We start from the raw sequence: 17,190 nt of genomic DNA on the forward strand, positions 1-17,190 counted from the left end.
AAATAATGCTGTGTCTAAACTATTGAGAAGTTAATCCGTTTAACTTTTGATTAAGAGAAAGATTACAAAAAGTAAGGTAATTCTTATTCAAATGTTAAAATATTAACATAAATTGCCAAATATTAACTATTAAAATCCTTATCAAAATGAAAAAAGTATTATTCCTAGCAGTTGCATTTTCAGCTTCTTTTGTAATGGCACAAGATTTGCCATCGAATCCAGAACCTGGTAAATGTTACGTTCGTTGTACAACTCCAGATGTTTATGTAAATGAAACAACTACGATTACAACGAATCCGTCGTACAAAATTTTAAAAACGATTCCTGCTACATTTAAGACAATTACAGAACGTGTATTAGTGAGAGAAGAAGAAAAAGTACTAACAGTAGTTCCTGCTAAGTGGGGAACGGAAACTGTAACGTACGTATCTAAAGGAGGTGGAAATTCTTTACAGGTGATCCCTGCTTCTTTTTCTCCTAGCACACAAACATTAGAAATAAAGCCAGCTTATGCTCAATGGGAGTTAGGTGTTGCCGCTCCTGATTGTGAGTCTGGAAATCCAGATGATTGTAGATACTGGTGTTACAAAGGGTATCCTGCACAATTTGAAACAGTTTCAACTCAAGTTCTTGCAAATGATGCATCTACTACGAGTTCTCCATTAGGTTCTAAAAATGGATCTTACACTAAATCAGTATTGATTTCTCCTGCAACTGTTGTTGAGAAAATTATTCCTGCTGAGTACAGAGAAATTACTAAAACCGTATTAGACAAAGATGCTTATACTGTTGAAGAAATAGTTCCTGCTAAAACTACTACGCTTACTAAAGAAGTTTTAAAAGAAAAAGGTGGTTTAACTACATGGAAAGAAGTAGAATGTGCATTAGTTGAGTACCAAGCATTACCTATCAACTGGGATTCTGGTAGCGCTACATTAACTTCTGCGGCAAAAAGCATTATCGATAACAGATTGTTACCTGTATTAGCTCAAAACCCTGGTGTTAAAGTTGAATTAGCTTCTCATACAGATTCTCAAGGTGGTGCAGCTTCTAACCAAAACCTTTCTGAAAGAAGAGCTAAGGCGGTTGCAGATTACTTAATCTCTAAAGGTGTTAACTCTAGTCTTTTAGTAGCTAACGGTTACGGTGAAACTAAATTATTAAACAGATGTAGTGACGGTGTTTCTTGTACTGCAAGAGAGCACGCTGCAAACAGAAGAACTCAATTTAGATTAATTAATAACTAGTAATTAAGTTATTCAGTGAAAAAGGGCTTACATAAAGTAAGCCCTTTTTTTATGCGGTAAAGTTGCCATTCTTATTGTACAATGCTTTTTTTTACGGTCTATTGTAACCTATGCACAATAGGTTATGGTCATAAAGATTCTTAGTAAATAGCTTCATGGTTAACAATAATAGTATTAAAGCTATGGTACGAAGATTTGGTTTAGTTAGCCAGATGTGTAGTTGGATATATTGTTCGTAAATTATAGATATAAGATACAGTAGGTGAGTTTAAGCTTTGTAATGAAGTTGTAAGCGTTGAGGTTATCTATGTTATTATGTTAAAGACAATTGAAATTTGTCAAAGCTTTATTTTAAAACTGGTTTACAGGGGTGTATATAAACAAAAAGGGCTTACATCATGTAAGCCCTTTTTATTTATTAGTAATGTTTTTTTATTTGTTCTTTTCTAAAAGTCTTAGGTGGGAATCTATAACACCGTTCATACTGTAGCCAGATAATTTGTCTAGTTCGTTTCCTTTAGCATCTATAATTTTAAACATAGGAAACACCTTCTTCTTGTTCAGTTTCGTCAACAATTCTTTGTTGTGAACCATTTGCTTCTCTGATATTAAATCTCTATTTCTAGGTACATCTATATATAGAAGTATATAATTATTTGATAATTCTTGAAACTCGTTAGTATCGAACAAATCAGTTTTCAACATTTTACATGGCGGACACCAGTCACTACCCGTAAAATAAACCAGTACATTTTTCTTTTGCTTTTTAGCTTTAGAAATAGCGGAATCGTAATTGGTAAGCCATTTAGAATCATCTACGCTGTTAAAGTCAGCTTGTGCTGATGCAAAAAGCGGAATCATGAATAATAAAATAAAATACTTCATAATTAATATTTAAAAGGTTTACTACAAATAACTTGCCAATCTTACTTAAATAACGAATCCATGCCAGGAATATTGGGCATTCCGTCCTTAGCAACAGCTGCTAATTCGGTTTCGTTAACGTTAGTTGCACTTTTTATAGCCTTATTTAAAGTTAGAATTAAATAATCTTCTAGTTGCTCTTTATCTTGCAAAAGACTGTCATCTATTGCTATTTTCTTAATTTCTCTATTCGCTGTTATGGTAACAGAAACTAAACCGTCATTAGACTTTTCTTCTAAAGAAACTGTATCTAATCTTTTTTTGGTTTCTTCTACTTTTTTTTGGGTCTCTTTAAGCTTTCCCATCATACCCATCATATCTCCGAACATAATTTCATTTTTAATTTAGGTTGTAAAAATAATAAAAATAGGGGCATTTTAGTTTTTAACTGTAATAAAACGGGGGTCTGTTAATTAGTCTTATTTTTGCCGTCTTATTTTATAATGAAGTTTGTATGAGTGTTAAGCATCCGCCAAAGGCGCAAAAAGTTCCTAAAGAATTGGTTATTCATGATGATGTACGGGTAGACAATTATTATTGGTTGAATGATAAGGAAAACAAAGATGTTATTTCTTATCTAGAAGCTGAGAATGAGTATTATGATGCCTTAACCAAGCATTCCAAAGTTTTTCAGGAAGATTTATTTCAGGAAATGAAAGGTAGGATTAAAGAAGACGATTCTTCTGTTCCTTATAAATTGAACGATTACTGGTATAGCACTAGATATGTCATTGGAGGTGAATATCCTTTATACTCTAGATTTAAGAATAATTTAGATACTGAAGAGGAAATCATGTTCAATTGTAATGATATGGCTAAAGGCCATGATTATTTTAGTCTTGGTGGTATAGCTATTAGCCCGAACAATAAATTGGCCGCTTTTGGTGTAGATACAGTTTCTAGAAGACAATATACTTTACAGATCAAAGACCTTGAAACAGGAGTTGTTCTAGATGATAAAATTGAAAATACTACAGGTGGCGGAGTTTGGGCAAATGATAATGAGACATTTTTTTATACTCGTAAAGACCCGGTTACTCTCCGTTCAGACAAAATTTACAAGCATAAATTAGGTACTCCAACTTCTGAAGATGTATTGATTTTTCATGAGGAAGATGATACGTTTAGCACATTTATATATCGAACAAAATCTAAGAAATACTTGGTTATTGGTTCGTTCAGTACTTTAACCTCTGAATTTCAAATTCTATCTACGGATACGCCCAATGGGGAGTTTCAAATATTTTCGCCTAGAGAACGCGGATTAGAATACACTATTTTTCATTATGAAAATAGCTTTTATATTTTAACCAATAAGGACAAAGCAGAGAATTTTAAATTGATGCAAACTTCAGAGGACAAGACTTCTTCTGAGCATTGGCAAGAATTTATTCCACATAGAAAAGATGTGCTCTTAGAGGATATAGATATTTTTAAAGAATACTATGTGCTTTCTGAACGTGAAAACGGACTTAATAAAATTAGAATTATTCGTTGGGATGGAACGGGAGAGTATTTTTTACCTTTTGAGAGTGAAACATATACTGCTTATGTGGGTAGTAATCCTGATTTTGATACTGAGGTTTTGAGGTATTCTTACAACTCTATGTCAACACCTAGTTCGGTAATCGATTTTAATATGCGAACTAAGGCAAAGGAAATCAAAAAAGAACAAGAGGTACTAGGAGGGCTGTTCGATAAAGAAAATTATAAAGAAGAACGTTTATGGGCTACCGCGAGAGATGGTGAAAAAATACCTATGTCCATCGTTTATAGAAAAGATACCGTTTTAGATGAAAATACGCCTATTTTACAATATGCGTATGGGTCTTACGGTTCTACGATCGATCCTTATTTTTCTACCGTTAGGTTGAGTTTATTGGATCGCGGTTTTGTTTTTGCCATTGCTCATATTAGAGGAGGTGAATATTTAGGACGTAGATGGTACGAAACTGGTAAACTTTTGAAAAAGAAAAATACGTTCACAGATTTTATCGATTGTTCTAAATTTTTGATTGAACAAAAAATGACCAGTTCCAAGCATTTATATGCAATGGGCGGTTCTGCCGGTGGTCTGTTAATGGGAGCCATAATTAATTTGCAACCCGATATTTACAACGGCGTTATTGCAGCGGTACCTTTTGTAGATGTTGTTACTACTATGCTAGATGATTCCATACCCTTAACGACAGGTGAGTATGATGAGTGGGGCAATCCTAATGAAAAAGAATATTACGATTATATGAAATCATATTCTCCCTATGATAATGTTGTTGCTCAAGAATATCCAAATATGCTGGTAACAACAGGATTGCACGATTCTCAAGTACAATACTTTGAACCCGCAAAGTGGGTGGCTAAACTAAGGGAAGTAAAAAAAGATGATCATCTGTTGATGTTAAATACAAACATGGAGGCAGGTCATGGCGGTGCTTCGGGTAGGTTTGAGTCTTTACGAGAGGTAGCTAAGGAATATGCATTTCTTTTAGATTTAGAAGGGAAAATCGCATAGTGGAAAAAAAACTGTAAATTTGCATCAGAAATTTTAACAAATTTCGTTTATATATTAACTAAACATTGATATCCCCCTTATGAAAAATGAGATCAGGGCTTACAACAATATATTAGAACTAGTTGGTAATACACCACTAGTTAAGTTAAACAAAATTGCAAAAAACCTTACTGGTAATTTTTACGCCAAGGTAGAAGCATTTAATCCAGGTCACTCTTCTAAAGACAGAATTGCGATTCATATTATTGAGCAGGCAGAGAAAGCAGGTATTCTTACCGAAGGCAGCACAGTAATAGAAACAACTTCAGGAAATACAGGATTTAGTATTGCAATGGCAAGTATCATTAAAGGGTACGATTGTATACTAGCGGTTAGTTCTAAATCATCTCCAGATAAAATAGATATGCTTCGCTCCATGGGTGCTAAGGTATATGTTTGTCCGGCTCACGTAAGTGCAGATGATCCTAGATCGTACTATGAAGTGGCTAAAAGATTGCATAAAGAAACTAAAGGTTCCATATACATCAATCAGTATTTTAATAAACTGAATATGGAAGCGCATTACAAATCTACCGGTCCTGAAATTTGGGAACAAACTGGCGGACAAATAACACACCTTATTGCTTGTAGTGGTACTGGTGGTACTATTTCTGGTACAGCTCGCTTTTTAAAAGAGCAAAACCCTAATATCAAAGTTATTGGTGTTGATGCGTTTGGTTCTGTATTGAAAAAATATCACGAAACCGGTAAATTGGATACCAACGAAATCTACCCATATAGAATAGAAGGTTTAGGTAAAAATTTAATTCCTGGAGCTACGGATTTTAGCGCTATAGACGAGTTTATTAAGGTAACCGATGCAGAAAGTGCACATACGGCTAGAGAGATTTCTAGAACAGAAGGTATCTTTGTTGGGTACACAAGTGGTGCGGTAATGCAGGCTATTAAGCAGTTAGATGAATTAAATACGTTTGACGAAAATAGTAATGTAGTTTGCATCTTTCCTGATCATGGCTCTCGTTACATGAGTAAAATATATAGCGACCAGTGGATGGAAGATCAAGGTTTCTTAAATACCGAAACGGTTGAAGAGACACAAGAGATCCAATACATAAAATAATTAATACAAAATATAGTAGTATTAAAAGTGGGTTTATAGCCCACTTTTTTGCGTTGTAAATAATTTATGAATTTTTATCAAAATTATTTACTTTTGCAGACAGATCCAAATTAAACAATGAAAGACTTATTTGATAGAATTTTAGCGAATAAAGGCCCTTTAGGTAAATGGGCTTCACAAGCAGAGGGGTACTTTGTGTTCCCTAAGTTGGAAGGTCCTATTTCTAATAGAATGAAATTTCAGGGTAAAGATGTTATTACCTGGAGTATCAATGACTATTTAGGGTTGGCAAATCTTCCAGAGATAAAGCAGGTTGATGGTGAGGCTGCAGCTGAATATGGTTCTGCATACCCAATGGGAGCAAGAATGATGAGTGGTCATACGGAGTTTCATGAGCAATTAGAGCAAGAATGTGCTGCTTTTGTTCAAAAAGAAGCTTCTTACTTATTAAATTTTGGGTACCAAGGTTTTATGTCTGTAATTGACGCCCTTGTTACTAAAGATGATATTATAGTTTATGATGTAGATTGTCACGCTTGTATTATTGACGGTGTACGTTTGCATATGGGTAAACGTTTTACGTTTGTTCACAATAATCCAGAAAGTTTAGAAAAGAACTTAGAGCGTGCTACAAAATTAGCCGAGCAAACTGGTGGAGGTATTTTGGTTATCTCTGAAGGTGTATTCGGTATGCGTGGAGAGCAAGGTATCTTAAAAGAGATTGTTGCTTTAAAAGATAAATTCAACTTTAGATTATTGGTTGATGATGCACACGGTTTTGGTACCTTAGGTGAAACTGGTGCCGGTGCAGGTCAAGAACAAGGCGTGCAAGATGGTATTGATGTTTACTTGGCAACTTTTGCTAAGTCTATGGCCAGTATTGGTGCTTTTGTTGCCGCTGACCAAGAAATTATAGATTATTTAAAATATAACCTTCGTTCTCAAATGTTCGCTAAATCATTACCAATGGTTTATGTAAAAGGAGCATTGAAACGTTTAGATATGTTACGTACGCAACCAGAGCTTAAAGCTAAACTTTGGGAGAACGTAAATGCATTACAAAACGGATTAAAAGAAAAAGGTTTTGATATTGGTACAACTACTAGTTGTGTAACACCGGTATACCTTAATGGGAGTATTCCTGAGGCAATGGCGTTAGTAAAGGATTTACGTGAAAATCACGGTATTTTCTGTTCTATTGTTGTGTATCCGGTAATTCCTAAAGGACTTATTCTTTTGCGTTTAATACCTACTGCTACACATACGTTGCAAGATGTTGAAGAAACATTGGCGGCATTCTCAGCTATTAGAGAGCGTTTGCAGAATGGTACTTACAAAAGATTATCTGCTGCTGTTGCAGCCGCAATGGGAGAGTAATTTCTTATTGAATTATATTAGAAAAGCCCGAAATCATTTGATTTCGGGCTTTTTATTTTTCTCTTTTTTTAAAGCGATTTTCTATACGTTCTTCTGCGTTTATAGACTTTAGGGTCAAAGTGTTTCCACATCTGTTTAATAGCTAAATTTTCTTCCAATTCAGGTGTTCTGTAACACATATCTATACCTTTTTCGCTAAATGTTTTATGGTATTCGTTGAATATTACAGCCGTGACACCTTTATTTTGATATTCTGGATCTATACCTATTAAATAGAAAATAACATCCTTACTGTTTTTCTTAGCTTTTAATAAATGGAACAAACCGAACGGAAATAACTTTCCCTTTGCCTTTTGTAAAGCTTCGGAAAAAGCAGGCATAACAATGGCAAAGGCTATTAGCTTATCATCTTTATCCTTTACAAACTTTATATATTCTGGATTGATAAAGCTGATGTATTTTTTTTTGAAGTATGCTTTCTGTATTTCTGTAATAGGAACAAATGAAGAAAGGTTGGCATATGTTGCGTTAAAGAGGTCGAACATTTCATCTGCCATGGGCATGACTTCTTTAGTTTTGGTAAAATTGACTTCTTTAAGTCCGTAGCGTTTTTTTACCAAATCATTCAGTCTGGTAAACAAAGCGGGATCTGCATTTTTTGCAGGGAACTTGTTTTCCATGTATTCCTTTTCCTTTACAAAGCCTAAATTTTCATAATGGTCTTTGTAGTAAGCGTGGTTATACCAAGTAATCATGGTGCCAATATGGTCAAACCCTTCTACTAGAACTCCAACTTTATCTAGATTTGAAAATCCTACGGGACCTTCCATATATTCTAAATTGTGTTCTTTTCCTATTTCGGCAACCTTGTCTAAAAGTGTTTTTGAAACTGCTGGGTCATCAACGAAGTCGAACCAGCCAAATCGCATTTTCTTTACGTTTTGTTGATTTATTTCTAGGTGATTGATTACTGCAGCCACACGGCCTACAATCTTGTCTCCATCTTTAGCCAGAAAGAACCAAGCTTCAGCATCCTTAAAAACGGGATTTTTATCCTTGTCAAAGCTTTCTAGCTCATCATTAATGATTGGTGGTACCCAATATTTATTGTCCTTATATAGCGAAAACGGAAAGGTTACAAAGCGTTTTAAGTCTTGCTTTGTTTTAGCTTCATGTAATGTGATCATTGAACTTCTTTAGAAGTGCCAATATTAGTGATATTAATCAACAAATTAAAGTGGTTGATTGTGAAAAATAGGGTGGGGTAGTGGCTAATTAAAAGTCTATCTCGCCACTTTCTTTCTTTTTCTTCTTTTCCGCTTTCTTTAATTTCTTAAGTTGTTTTTTAGAAGGACCAAGGTCAATGTCTTCTGCACCGCTTCCTTTTTCATTCTTTTCCTTCTTTTTCTTTTTCATTGCCTTCTTGTCAATGGCTCCGCCATTTTGGTCAGCTTCTTGATCTTCAATTGGTTTAAGCTTGTCTTTATGGAAATCCATTCTATACGAACCACCTATTCCAAAGAAAATACGAGTAGGAGTATTTTTTAAACTGGCTCCCATGTTAATATCCAATTGAAAATTTTCTTTAAGTAAATGTGCAATTCCACCACGGATCAATAAATCTGAATAACGATCACTATTTATACCTTGGTGTTCAACAAAAACACTCCATTTTGGGTTTCTAAAAGCATGAGATAACGAAATAGTATAGCTTAATTCTGGGTCATCTGTTGTAATGCGATCGTAAGCTGTATTGGTAATTAAAACAAACCTTGGTGTCAAACGACTTTGGGTTGCAATCATACCACGGTAAGAAATAGTTGGTTCACCAATGTAAAAAGGATTGTCTCCTAATATAAAGTTTGCGCCGCCATAAATAGAAACGGCAGGCAAAAGATTTTTAAATTGAAATTTGTTGTTCGCTCTCCAGCTGTAAAGATTTGGCTTATTTGCTTCCGGATTTTTGAACGGATCGTAAACAAGAAACTTTAATCCTAATCTATTTCTGGTAAAATCTGTTCGCTTCCCTGTAACATCAAAATTTAAATAAGTGATATTTTGGTTTTGGAAAGTGCCTTCATAATTCAGTTCTAGTTTCTCAAATAGTAATCCGTAGCGTAATGATACGTCGGTACCCCAAATATTAGACTCTGTATTTAAAAGTGTATGATCTTTTTGCTCATAAAACAGTCCCATTTCTGCTTGCACCACGTTTTTTCCAACGGCATAAGCACTTACAGATACTCCTGGTCTATTAGAATTTATAACATCTGTGTACTGTGAAATACCCGCCAGCGGTAGAAGAAATAATAGGGTTAATACGTATTGATATGATTTAGAGTAGGCAAAAAGACTATTCATGAACACGATTTTATATTTATTTTAATAGTATGATTCTTTATATACAACGTGATAATTGTATTTTTGATATATCTTAAGTAAGAATAAATGGCTTTTTTAAAAACTATATTAATTATTCTTTTGGTGTATTACTTGCTGAAATTTTTGGCGAAGTTGTTTGCACCAAAAATATTGAACTACGCAGCCAAGAAAACAGAATCTCATTTTAGGGAAGCTTTTGATAATCAACGTCCTTTTCAACAAGAGGAAGATGAAAGTGTTATTATCAATAAAAAACCATCTCGAAAAAAGAACGATTCAGAAAAAGTAGGTGAATACATTGATTTTGAAGAGCTAGACTAGTTATCTTTGCCAAAACACTACTTATTTAGCAAATGAAGCAAGGCTTAAAATTCTTTTTCATCCATTTTTTTGTTGTCGTATTTTTTATCATTGCTGCACTGGCATATTTTAGCCCTGTGCTTCAAGGTAAAGTCATGTACCAGCATGACATTGCCCAGTATACGGGTATGGCAAAAGAGCAGAATGATTTTCGAAAATCTAACGACCAAGAACCGTATTGGACCAATAGTGCATTTGGTGGCATGCCAACATACCAACTTGGTGCAAACTATCCGCATAATTACATCAAAAAATTAGATCGATTAATTCGATTTTTACCTAGACCTGCAGATTACCTTTTTCTTTACTTCATAGGTTTTTATATTCTTCTTTGTTGCCTAAAAGTAGACTATAGACTTGCAGTTGTAGGTGCTTTGGCATTTGGTTTTTCCACTTACCTTATAATTATTTTAGGTGCTGGACATAATGCAAAAGCACATGCTATGGCTTATTTGCCAGTATTGTTGGCTGGGATTGTTCTAGTTTTTAGAAAGAAATACCTCTGGGGATTTGTTTTAACAGCCTTGGCAATGGCTCTTGAAATTACAGCTAACCACTATCAAATGACCTATTACTTTATGCTGCTAGTTCTCATTTTGGGTGTGGTGTATTTGGTGTATGCAATAAAGGATAAAAAATTAAAACACTATTTTGTTTCTGTTGGCATACTATTGTTAGCGGTGACTTTGGGGATTGCTGCCAATGCAACAGGGTTAATGGCTACTAAAGAATATGCTGACTGGAGTACACGTGGTAAAAGCGAATTGACCATTAACCCAGATGGTTCACCAAAAGCAGACACTGGTGGATTAAGTAAAGCCTATATTACCAATTGGAGTTATGGTATTACGGAATCTTTAAACTTATTTGTTCCCCGTCTTTTTGGTGGAGCAAGTCAAGAGAACTTGGGTGAGAATTCTAAATCATATAATTATTTGATCGATAAGGGCTTGGCAAGATCAAGTGCTTTGGATTTTGTAAGTGGTTTACCTTTGTATTGGGGAGAACAGCCGGGAACCTCTGGTCCGGCATATTTAGGTGCGGTTATATTCTTCTTATTTGTTCTAGGATTGTTTTTGGTTAAAGGCAAGCACAAATGGTGGTTGCTGTTCGGATCAATAATGTCATTGGTTTTATCTTGGGGAAAGAACTTTAGTGCTTTAACCGATTTCATGATAGATTACTTTCCACTATATGATAAGTTTAGGGCAGTGTCTTCTATACAGATTGTATTAGAACTTTGTGTACCTGTTTTAGCCATTTTGGCTTTAAAAAAATTGTTTAAGGACAAAGTTCCACAAGCGGATAAAATAAAATCCCTAACTATTGCATCAGCTATTATTTTAGGTCTTGGGGTAGTGCTATTCATATTCAAAGGCGCTTTTCATTTTGTTGGTGCCAACGATGATAGTCTTAGAATGACAGGTTTAGAAGAACTGCCAGAAATGCTTAGACTAGATCGTAAGAGTGTTTATACTAGTGATCTATTACGTTCTTTAGCTTTTGCTTTGGGTACTGCATTATTAATTTGGCTGTATTTAAAAGGGAAATTAAAAATGAATTTCTTGATCATTGCAATTGGTATTTTGGTTGTGGTAGATTTAGTAGGGGTTGATTTACGTTATGTAAACAATGATAATTTCGTGTCTAAACGAAAAATGTTAGAACCTTTCCAAGAATCTACTGCTGATAAAATCATTGCTAAGGATGACGGAGTATTCCGTGTTTTTGATCAAACAGACGGATTTGATTCGGCTAAAACTGCTTACTTCCACCAGAGTATAACAGGTTATCATGCGGCTAAACCTGCCGGTATGCAAGACTTGTTTAATTTTCATGTGTACAATGGCAACTTATCCGTCTTGAATATGATGAATATTAAATATGTTATTAGACAAGATCAGGAGGGTAATGTTTTTCCTATTGAAAACCCCAATGCAAATGGTAATGCTTGGTTTATTTCTCAACTAGAACCTGTTGCCAATGCAGATGCTGAAATAATGGCTTTAGATAGTTTGGATACTAAGAATGTAGCCGTTGTTAATTCTTCTAAGTTTTCTGATATTTATCCATTGTCTTATCAAGTAGATTCTACGGCTTCAATTTCTTTAATTGATTATGAACCCAATCATTTAACGTATACGTCTAAAAATAGTAATGAAGGTGTCGCTGTTTTTTCAGAAATGTATTATAAGAATGGATGGAATGTTTATATAGACGGAAAAGAAAGTGATTACTTCAAAGTTGATTATGTACTAAGAGCTTTGAAAATTCCTTCAGGAGAACATAAAATTGAATTTAAGTTTGAACCAGAGGTAGTGGCTACAGGAAGTAAAATTACTCTAGCCAGTACTATTTTATTGGGTCTTGTAATTATCGGCGGATTCGGTTTTTCTTTTTGGAGATCTAAGAAAGAAGAGGAAGCATAATGAGAAAGGTTCTGGTCATTACCTATTATTGGCCACCCGCTGGCGGACCTGGAGTTCAGCGTTGGTTAAAGTTTGTAAAGTACCTAAGAGATTTTGATATTGAACCGGTTTTGTATATTCCTGAGAATCCACATTATCCGCTTTTAGATGAATCTTTTTCTCATGATATTCCAAATGATTTAAAAATTTATAAGCATTCTATAAGGGAACCCTACCGTATAGCCTCTGTATTTTCTAGTAAGAAAACAAAGCGTATAAGTTCTGGAATTATTCAAACCAAAAATCAATCTTTTTTAGAGAAGGTTTTATTGTGGGTTAGGGGTAATCTATTTATACCTGATGCAAGAAAATTTTGGGTAAAACCTTCTGTTGGTTTTTTAAAGGATATTTTGGTAAAAGAAGGAATAGAAACTATTATTACTACCGGTCCTCCGCATAGTGTTCACCTTATTGGTTATTACTTAAAGAAGTCTCAAGCTTTAAATTGGATTGCAGATTTTCGTGATCCGTGGACAACTATCGGTTATCATAAGAAACTGAAACTGTCTTCATCAGCAGAAAAAAAGCACAAACAACTAGAGTCTGATGTTTTGAATATTGCCGATAAAATTATAGTTACGAGCAATACAACAAAACTAGAATTTCAACAAATTACTAATCAGCCAATAGAGGTCATAACTAACGGATATGATGGTGAAATAGCTTCTTCTTATAAATTAGATTCTAAGTTTACTATTGCACATATTGGTTCCTTATTAAGTGGCAGAAACCCAATGAACCTGTGGAAGGTTTTGTCAATTTTGGTAAAGGAAAATGAGGATTTTAAGAAGGCATTACAACTACGTTTTATTGGTGTAGTAAGTGAAGAAATACTTGCATCAATATCTGAAGCTGGTTTGCAAGAGTATATTGAGATTGTTGGCTATGTTACGCATCATGAGGCATTAGCATATCAAAAATCATCTCAAGTATTGTTATTGGTAGAAATAGACTCGGTCGATACCGTTGGTATTATACCTGGTAAGCTGTTTGAGTATATGGCGGCAAAAAGACCTATATTGGGTATAGGTCCTAAAAATTGGGAAGTTGCTGGTATTGTTAAGGAAACGAAAACCGGACAGATGTTTGACTATTCTGATGATATTGAGTTGAAAAACGTACTTTTAAGTTGGTTTCAGCAATTTCAACAAGGAGAATTGCAAATAACCTCTGGTAGTATAAAGCAATACAGTAGAAGGGAACTCACCCGAAAATTGGTCGAATATATTTAATGGGTATCGTACTAAAACAGTCGTTGAATAATACAATTGTAACCTATTTTGGTTTTGCAATTGGGGCGGTCAATACCTTGTTTTTATACACCAATTTTATGCAGCCAGGGAATTATGGTTTAATACAGGTCATCTTATCTGTATCTGCTGTACTTATGCCTATTTTGGCATTTGGTGTACCCAATAGTTTGGTAAAATTTTACTCCAGTTTTAAGAATGATCAAACTCAGAATTCATTTCTTACTTTAATGCTTTTACTTCCCTTAGTGTTAATTGTGCCTGTTGCGTTACTAAGCTTTTTAGCTAATGACACTATTGGAAACCTGCTTTCTAGACAGAATGATGTGGTTAGGGATTATGTCTGGCATATTTTTTTAGTGGGTATGGCAATGGCATATTTTGAAGTTTTTTATGCCTGGGCAAGAATTAAAATGAAATCTATGTTCGGCAATTTTATGAAAGAAATCTTTTGTAGAATAGGTCAGACTATCTTGCTTCTTCTTTTATATTTCAAAATCATAGATATTGATTTTTTTATTAATGCTTTAGTAGGTTTCTATCTTGTACGTGCTGTAATCATGAAACTCTATGCATACACGGTGCGTAAACCTAAATTGAATTTTACACTTCCTGAAAATTGGAAGACCATAGTTAAGTATAGCGCTCTTATTATTTTGGGTGGATCTACTGCTATTGTTCTTATGGAGGTTGATAAGGTGATGCTGAATAACTTTCTTGAGCTTGAAAATGTAGCTTTCTATGCTGTAGCTGGGTTTATTGCATCAACCATTGCGGTACCATCTAGGGCAATGCATCAAATAACATACCCGTTGACGGCAACTTATTTAAACGATAACGATAAGCCTGCGCTTGCACAATTATATCAAAAAAGCTCATTGACCTTATTCATTGTTTCTGGTATTCTTTTTCTTCTCATCCTACTAAATTTGAATGAACTTTATGAGTTGCTGCCAGAAAAGTATTCCGGTGGATACATGATCGTCTTTTGGGTTGGATTGGTGAAGGTGTATGATGCTTTGCTGGGAAACAATAATTCGATTCTATTCAATTCTGATTACTATCGGTCTATTTTATTTTTCGGAGTTTTGTTGGCTCTTCTTGCCATTTTATTTAATCTTTGGCTAATTCCCAAGTATGGAATAAATGGTGCTGCCATTGCTAGTTTTAGCGCCTTTTTTATATACAATACTTTAAAATTAGGATATGTGAAATCTAAATTTAAAATGTTGCCATTTACAAATGAGACTTTAAAGGTGTTTGCGTTATTGGTTGTTGAAGCGGCTATTTTTTCTGCTTTTAGCTTTGATTTTCATCCGCTACTTAATATTGTTCTTAAAAGTATTTTAATGATGGTATTCTACGTAGGTGTTCTTTATCGTTTTAAAATATCTGAAGATGTTTATGGTTTTCTAAGTAAATACTTGCGCCGATAATTACATTTGTTGTGCACGTTGCCTATTCGGTTTTTGAATACCGTATTGCTGTTTATATATTTTTACGATTATTAAAAATAGGTTGATTATCAACGGACCAAAAATCAGTCCAACAAAACCAAAAAGGGGAATACCTATTAAAACGCCTATTAATGTGATTAACGGGTGTGTGCTATCTAATTTTTTAAGAACAAAAAGCCTAATAAAGTTATCGGTCATTCCTACCACGGTAACGCCATATATTAGTACGCCCCAAGCTTGAAAGTCCTCTCCACTAGCAAGACTTAATACAAATACCGGAAAGATCCCTATAAATGTTCCGATGAAAGGAATCATAGAGCCAATGGTTACAATTACAAACCAGAAAAGCGGATTCTCTACTCCAAAAATATAGAATCCTATCAATGCTATAATTCCTTGTGCTATAGCAACTAGAGGTATGGCAATAGCATTAGAACGTACTACACTATCTATTTCTTTACCTAATGTTACTAAATTTTTATTGCTTAATGGAATATATTCTAATAGAGATTCTTTTAGTTCTTTCGGGCTTTTCAGCATATAATATAATAGGAATAGTAAAATACCTAGAGAGATAAAAATATTAAAAGTGCTATTGGCAAAACCTTGCATATTGTCTGTGAACCAACCAGATGCCTGTTGGGGGTCAATTGTTGATGAAATATCGTAACCTATATATTTTTCTATTTTAGATACTTGATCTTTAAAAGCTTTTGTTACCTGTTCAGATTTGTCAGCCAAGTTGCCTAGCTCTGAGCTCAACATAAAACCAGCTCCTGTCAAGGGAATGAAAATACCAACAAATGCCGCAAAAATGAGTAGCATTGCCGCCCACATTCTTTTAACTCCTTTATTGATTAATTTCAACATCCATTTTCTTAATACTACGTAAAGGGTAAGTGCACCAAGGACTCCAGATATGTAAGGAAGCATATATTTAATAATCAATCCACCTAGAAAAACAATCAACGTTAGAATAATTAGCTGTCTAAGAATTTTATGATTGATTTTCTTCATGAGATACGTTTATTGGTTGATTGAATGTCATTCGAAAATTAATCTTATATATTCATGTTCATTAACTCACTTCAATTTTTTAGTAGTCCTAAAATGATTCATTTAGATATCCGATAAATCCTATTTAACTTTGACGCATTATTATGTATCTAAAAGAAACACATATTGTACCTGAACAAATATCTCCTTTAAGATTACAGGAGTATGGAGTAGGGGTATTTCAGCGTATATCAACGAAATCTGCTTTAAAGAAGGCTATTAAAAAAGAATTGGTATTGGTTGATGGTGTTGTTGCATCTACTGCGACTATGATAATTGGCGGAGAGAAAATAATTTATAAACATCCATCAGAAAACAAAGTTAAGACAAGACTCGTGTTAAAACTTGATGTAGTTTATGAAGATGAGTATCTGGCAATTATCAATAAACCTGCTGGAATATTGGTAAGCGGTAACGGATTTAAGACCGTAGCCAATGCACTTCCTCAAAATTTACAAAAGAGTCCTGCTGATGACGCTGTTAGCCCTCAACCGGTTCACCGTTTAGATTATGCCACAACGGGTTTACTTTTAGTAGGAAAGACAAATAGTGTGATTACTAAACTGAATCAGTTATTCGAAAATAAGAATATTAAAAAGGAATATTTTGCGGTTACTATTGGCAAAATGAAAAATAACGGAACTATTGATTATGAAATAGATGATAAGCCTGCCAGGTCTTCTTTTGAAGTTATAGAAACCGTTGTTTCTAAACGCTTCTCGTTTTTAAATTTGGTTAGGTTGAGTCCGCATACAGGTAGAAGGCATCAATTGCGCAAACATCTATTTGCTATCGGAAACCCGATTTTAGGTGATGCCGATTACTTTTTAGATGGACTGCAGTTGAAAGGTAAGGGGTTATATTTGCACGCAAGGTCACTTTGTTTTAAGCATCCTATGACTGATGAAGAAATTCATATTAAAACTGAATTTCCTAAAAAGTTCATAAAACTATTTACAGAAAGTAATAAGCTATAAAAGAAAAAGCGCCGCAGTGATTAAATCACTACGGCGCTTAACAACTAACCAACCTAAAAA

The 17,190-nt window shown here is 34.3% G+C and carries 14 protein-coding genes; 9 read left to right on the forward strand and 5 right to left on the reverse strand.

Annotated elements, in window-relative coordinates; all coding sequences use genetic code 11:
* Positions 1-146 precede the first annotated feature (146 nt).
* Positions 147-1,247, forward strand: coding sequence for an OmpA family protein (locus UH1x_RS16645; protein WP_482623107.1), 1,101 nt, complete (start codon positions 147-149; stop codon positions 1,245-1,247).
* 432 nt (positions 1,248-1,679) lie between these two features.
* On the opposite strand, the gene UH1x_RS16650 is transcribed toward UH1x_RS16645, so the two are convergent.
* Both UH1x_RS16650 and UH1x_RS16655 read right to left on the reverse strand, forming a co-directional pair.
* Entirely contained in the window at positions 1,680-2,132 is a 453-nt protein-coding gene (locus UH1x_RS16650; protein WP_482623108.1) for a thioredoxin family protein, read from the reverse strand.
* Between the two features lie 41 nt (positions 2,133-2,173).
* On the reverse strand, positions 2,174-2,500 hold the full coding sequence (locus tag UH1x_RS16655) for a YbaB/EbfC family nucleoid-associated protein (RefSeq protein WP_482623109.1): 327 nt from the start codon (positions 2,498-2,500) through the stop codon (positions 2,174-2,176).
* A 125-nt stretch (positions 2,501-2,625) separates the two neighbouring features.
* Here UH1x_RS16655 and UH1x_RS16660 point away from each other — a divergent pair, with 125 nt between their 5' ends.
* The 3 genes from UH1x_RS16660 (at position 2,626) to capB (ending at position 7,180) form a co-directional block, all read left to right on the forward strand.
* Complete coding sequence (locus UH1x_RS16660; RefSeq protein WP_482623110.1) at positions 2,626-4,683, forward strand: S9 family peptidase; 2,058 nt, start codon at positions 2,626-2,628, stop codon at positions 4,681-4,683.
* Positions 4,684-4,762: 79 nt separating this feature from the next.
* Positions 4,763-5,803 (forward strand): cysteate synthase, encoded by a 1,041-nt coding sequence (gene capA, locus UH1x_RS16665; protein ID WP_482623111.1) that lies wholly within the window; start codon positions 4,763-4,765, stop codon positions 5,801-5,803.
* 117 nt (positions 5,804-5,920) lie between these two features.
* On the forward strand, positions 5,921-7,180 hold the full coding sequence (gene capB / locus UH1x_RS16670; RefSeq protein ID WP_036153710.1) for a cysteate-C-fatty acyltransferase: 1,260 nt from the start codon (positions 5,921-5,923) through the stop codon (positions 7,178-7,180).
* Positions 7,181-7,248: 68 nt separating this feature from the next.
* Here the strand turns inward: capB and UH1x_RS16675 are convergent, their stop codons facing one another.
* Entirely contained in the window at positions 7,249-8,367 is a 1,119-nt protein-coding gene (locus tag UH1x_RS16675; protein ID WP_482623112.1) for a GTP cyclohydrolase, read from the reverse strand.
* Between the two features lie 88 nt (positions 8,368-8,455).
* Entirely contained in the window at positions 8,456-9,541 is a 1,086-nt protein-coding gene (locus tag UH1x_RS16680) for a transporter (protein ID WP_482623113.1), read from the reverse strand.
* An 87-nt stretch (positions 9,542-9,628) separates the two neighbouring features.
* On the opposite strand from UH1x_RS16680, the gene UH1x_RS16685 reads away from it, so the two are divergent.
* Genes UH1x_RS16685 through UH1x_RS16700 form a run of 4 tightly spaced genes read left to right on the forward strand, consistent with a single transcriptional unit; the run spans position 9,629 to position 15,076 of the window.
* Positions 9,629-9,883, forward strand: coding sequence for a DUF4834 domain-containing protein (locus UH1x_RS16685; RefSeq protein WP_396634779.1), 255 nt, complete (start codon positions 9,629-9,631; stop codon positions 9,881-9,883).
* A gap of 32 nt (positions 9,884-9,915) precedes the next feature.
* Complete coding sequence (locus UH1x_RS16690; protein WP_482623114.1) at positions 9,916-12,351, forward strand: YfhO family protein; 2,436 nt, start codon at positions 9,916-9,918, stop codon at positions 12,349-12,351.
* On the forward strand, positions 12,351-13,622 hold the full coding sequence (locus UH1x_RS16695; protein WP_482623115.1) for a glycosyltransferase family 4 protein: 1,272 nt from the start codon (positions 12,351-12,353) through the stop codon (positions 13,620-13,622). Before UH1x_RS16690 ends, UH1x_RS16695 begins: the two co-directional genes overlap by 1 nt.
* Positions 13,622-15,076 carry an oligosaccharide flippase family protein gene (locus UH1x_RS16700; RefSeq protein ID WP_482623116.1) on the forward strand — a complete coding sequence of 485 codons (1,455 nt, stop codon included), beginning with the start codon at positions 13,622-13,624 and terminating at the stop codon, positions 15,074-15,076. Before UH1x_RS16695 ends, UH1x_RS16700 begins: the two co-directional genes overlap by 1 nt.
* Here the strand turns inward: UH1x_RS16700 and UH1x_RS16705 are convergent, their stop codons facing one another.
* The gene (locus tag UH1x_RS16705; RefSeq protein ID WP_482623117.1) at positions 15,077-16,114 is read right to left on the reverse strand and encodes an AI-2E family transporter; all 1,038 of its coding nucleotides are present in this window, start codon (positions 16,112-16,114) and stop codon (positions 15,077-15,079) included. It abuts the gene before it with no gap.
* Between the two features lie 143 nt (positions 16,115-16,257).
* On the opposite strand from UH1x_RS16705, the gene UH1x_RS16710 reads away from it, so the two are divergent.
* Positions 16,258-17,130 carry an RluA family pseudouridine synthase gene (locus UH1x_RS16710; RefSeq protein ID WP_482623118.1) on the forward strand — a complete coding sequence of 291 codons (873 nt, stop codon included), beginning with the start codon at positions 16,258-16,260 and terminating at the stop codon, positions 17,128-17,130.
* The last annotated feature ends 60 nt before the right edge of the window (positions 17,131-17,190 follow it).

Source organism: Maribacter sp. UH1 (assembly GCF_056839145.1).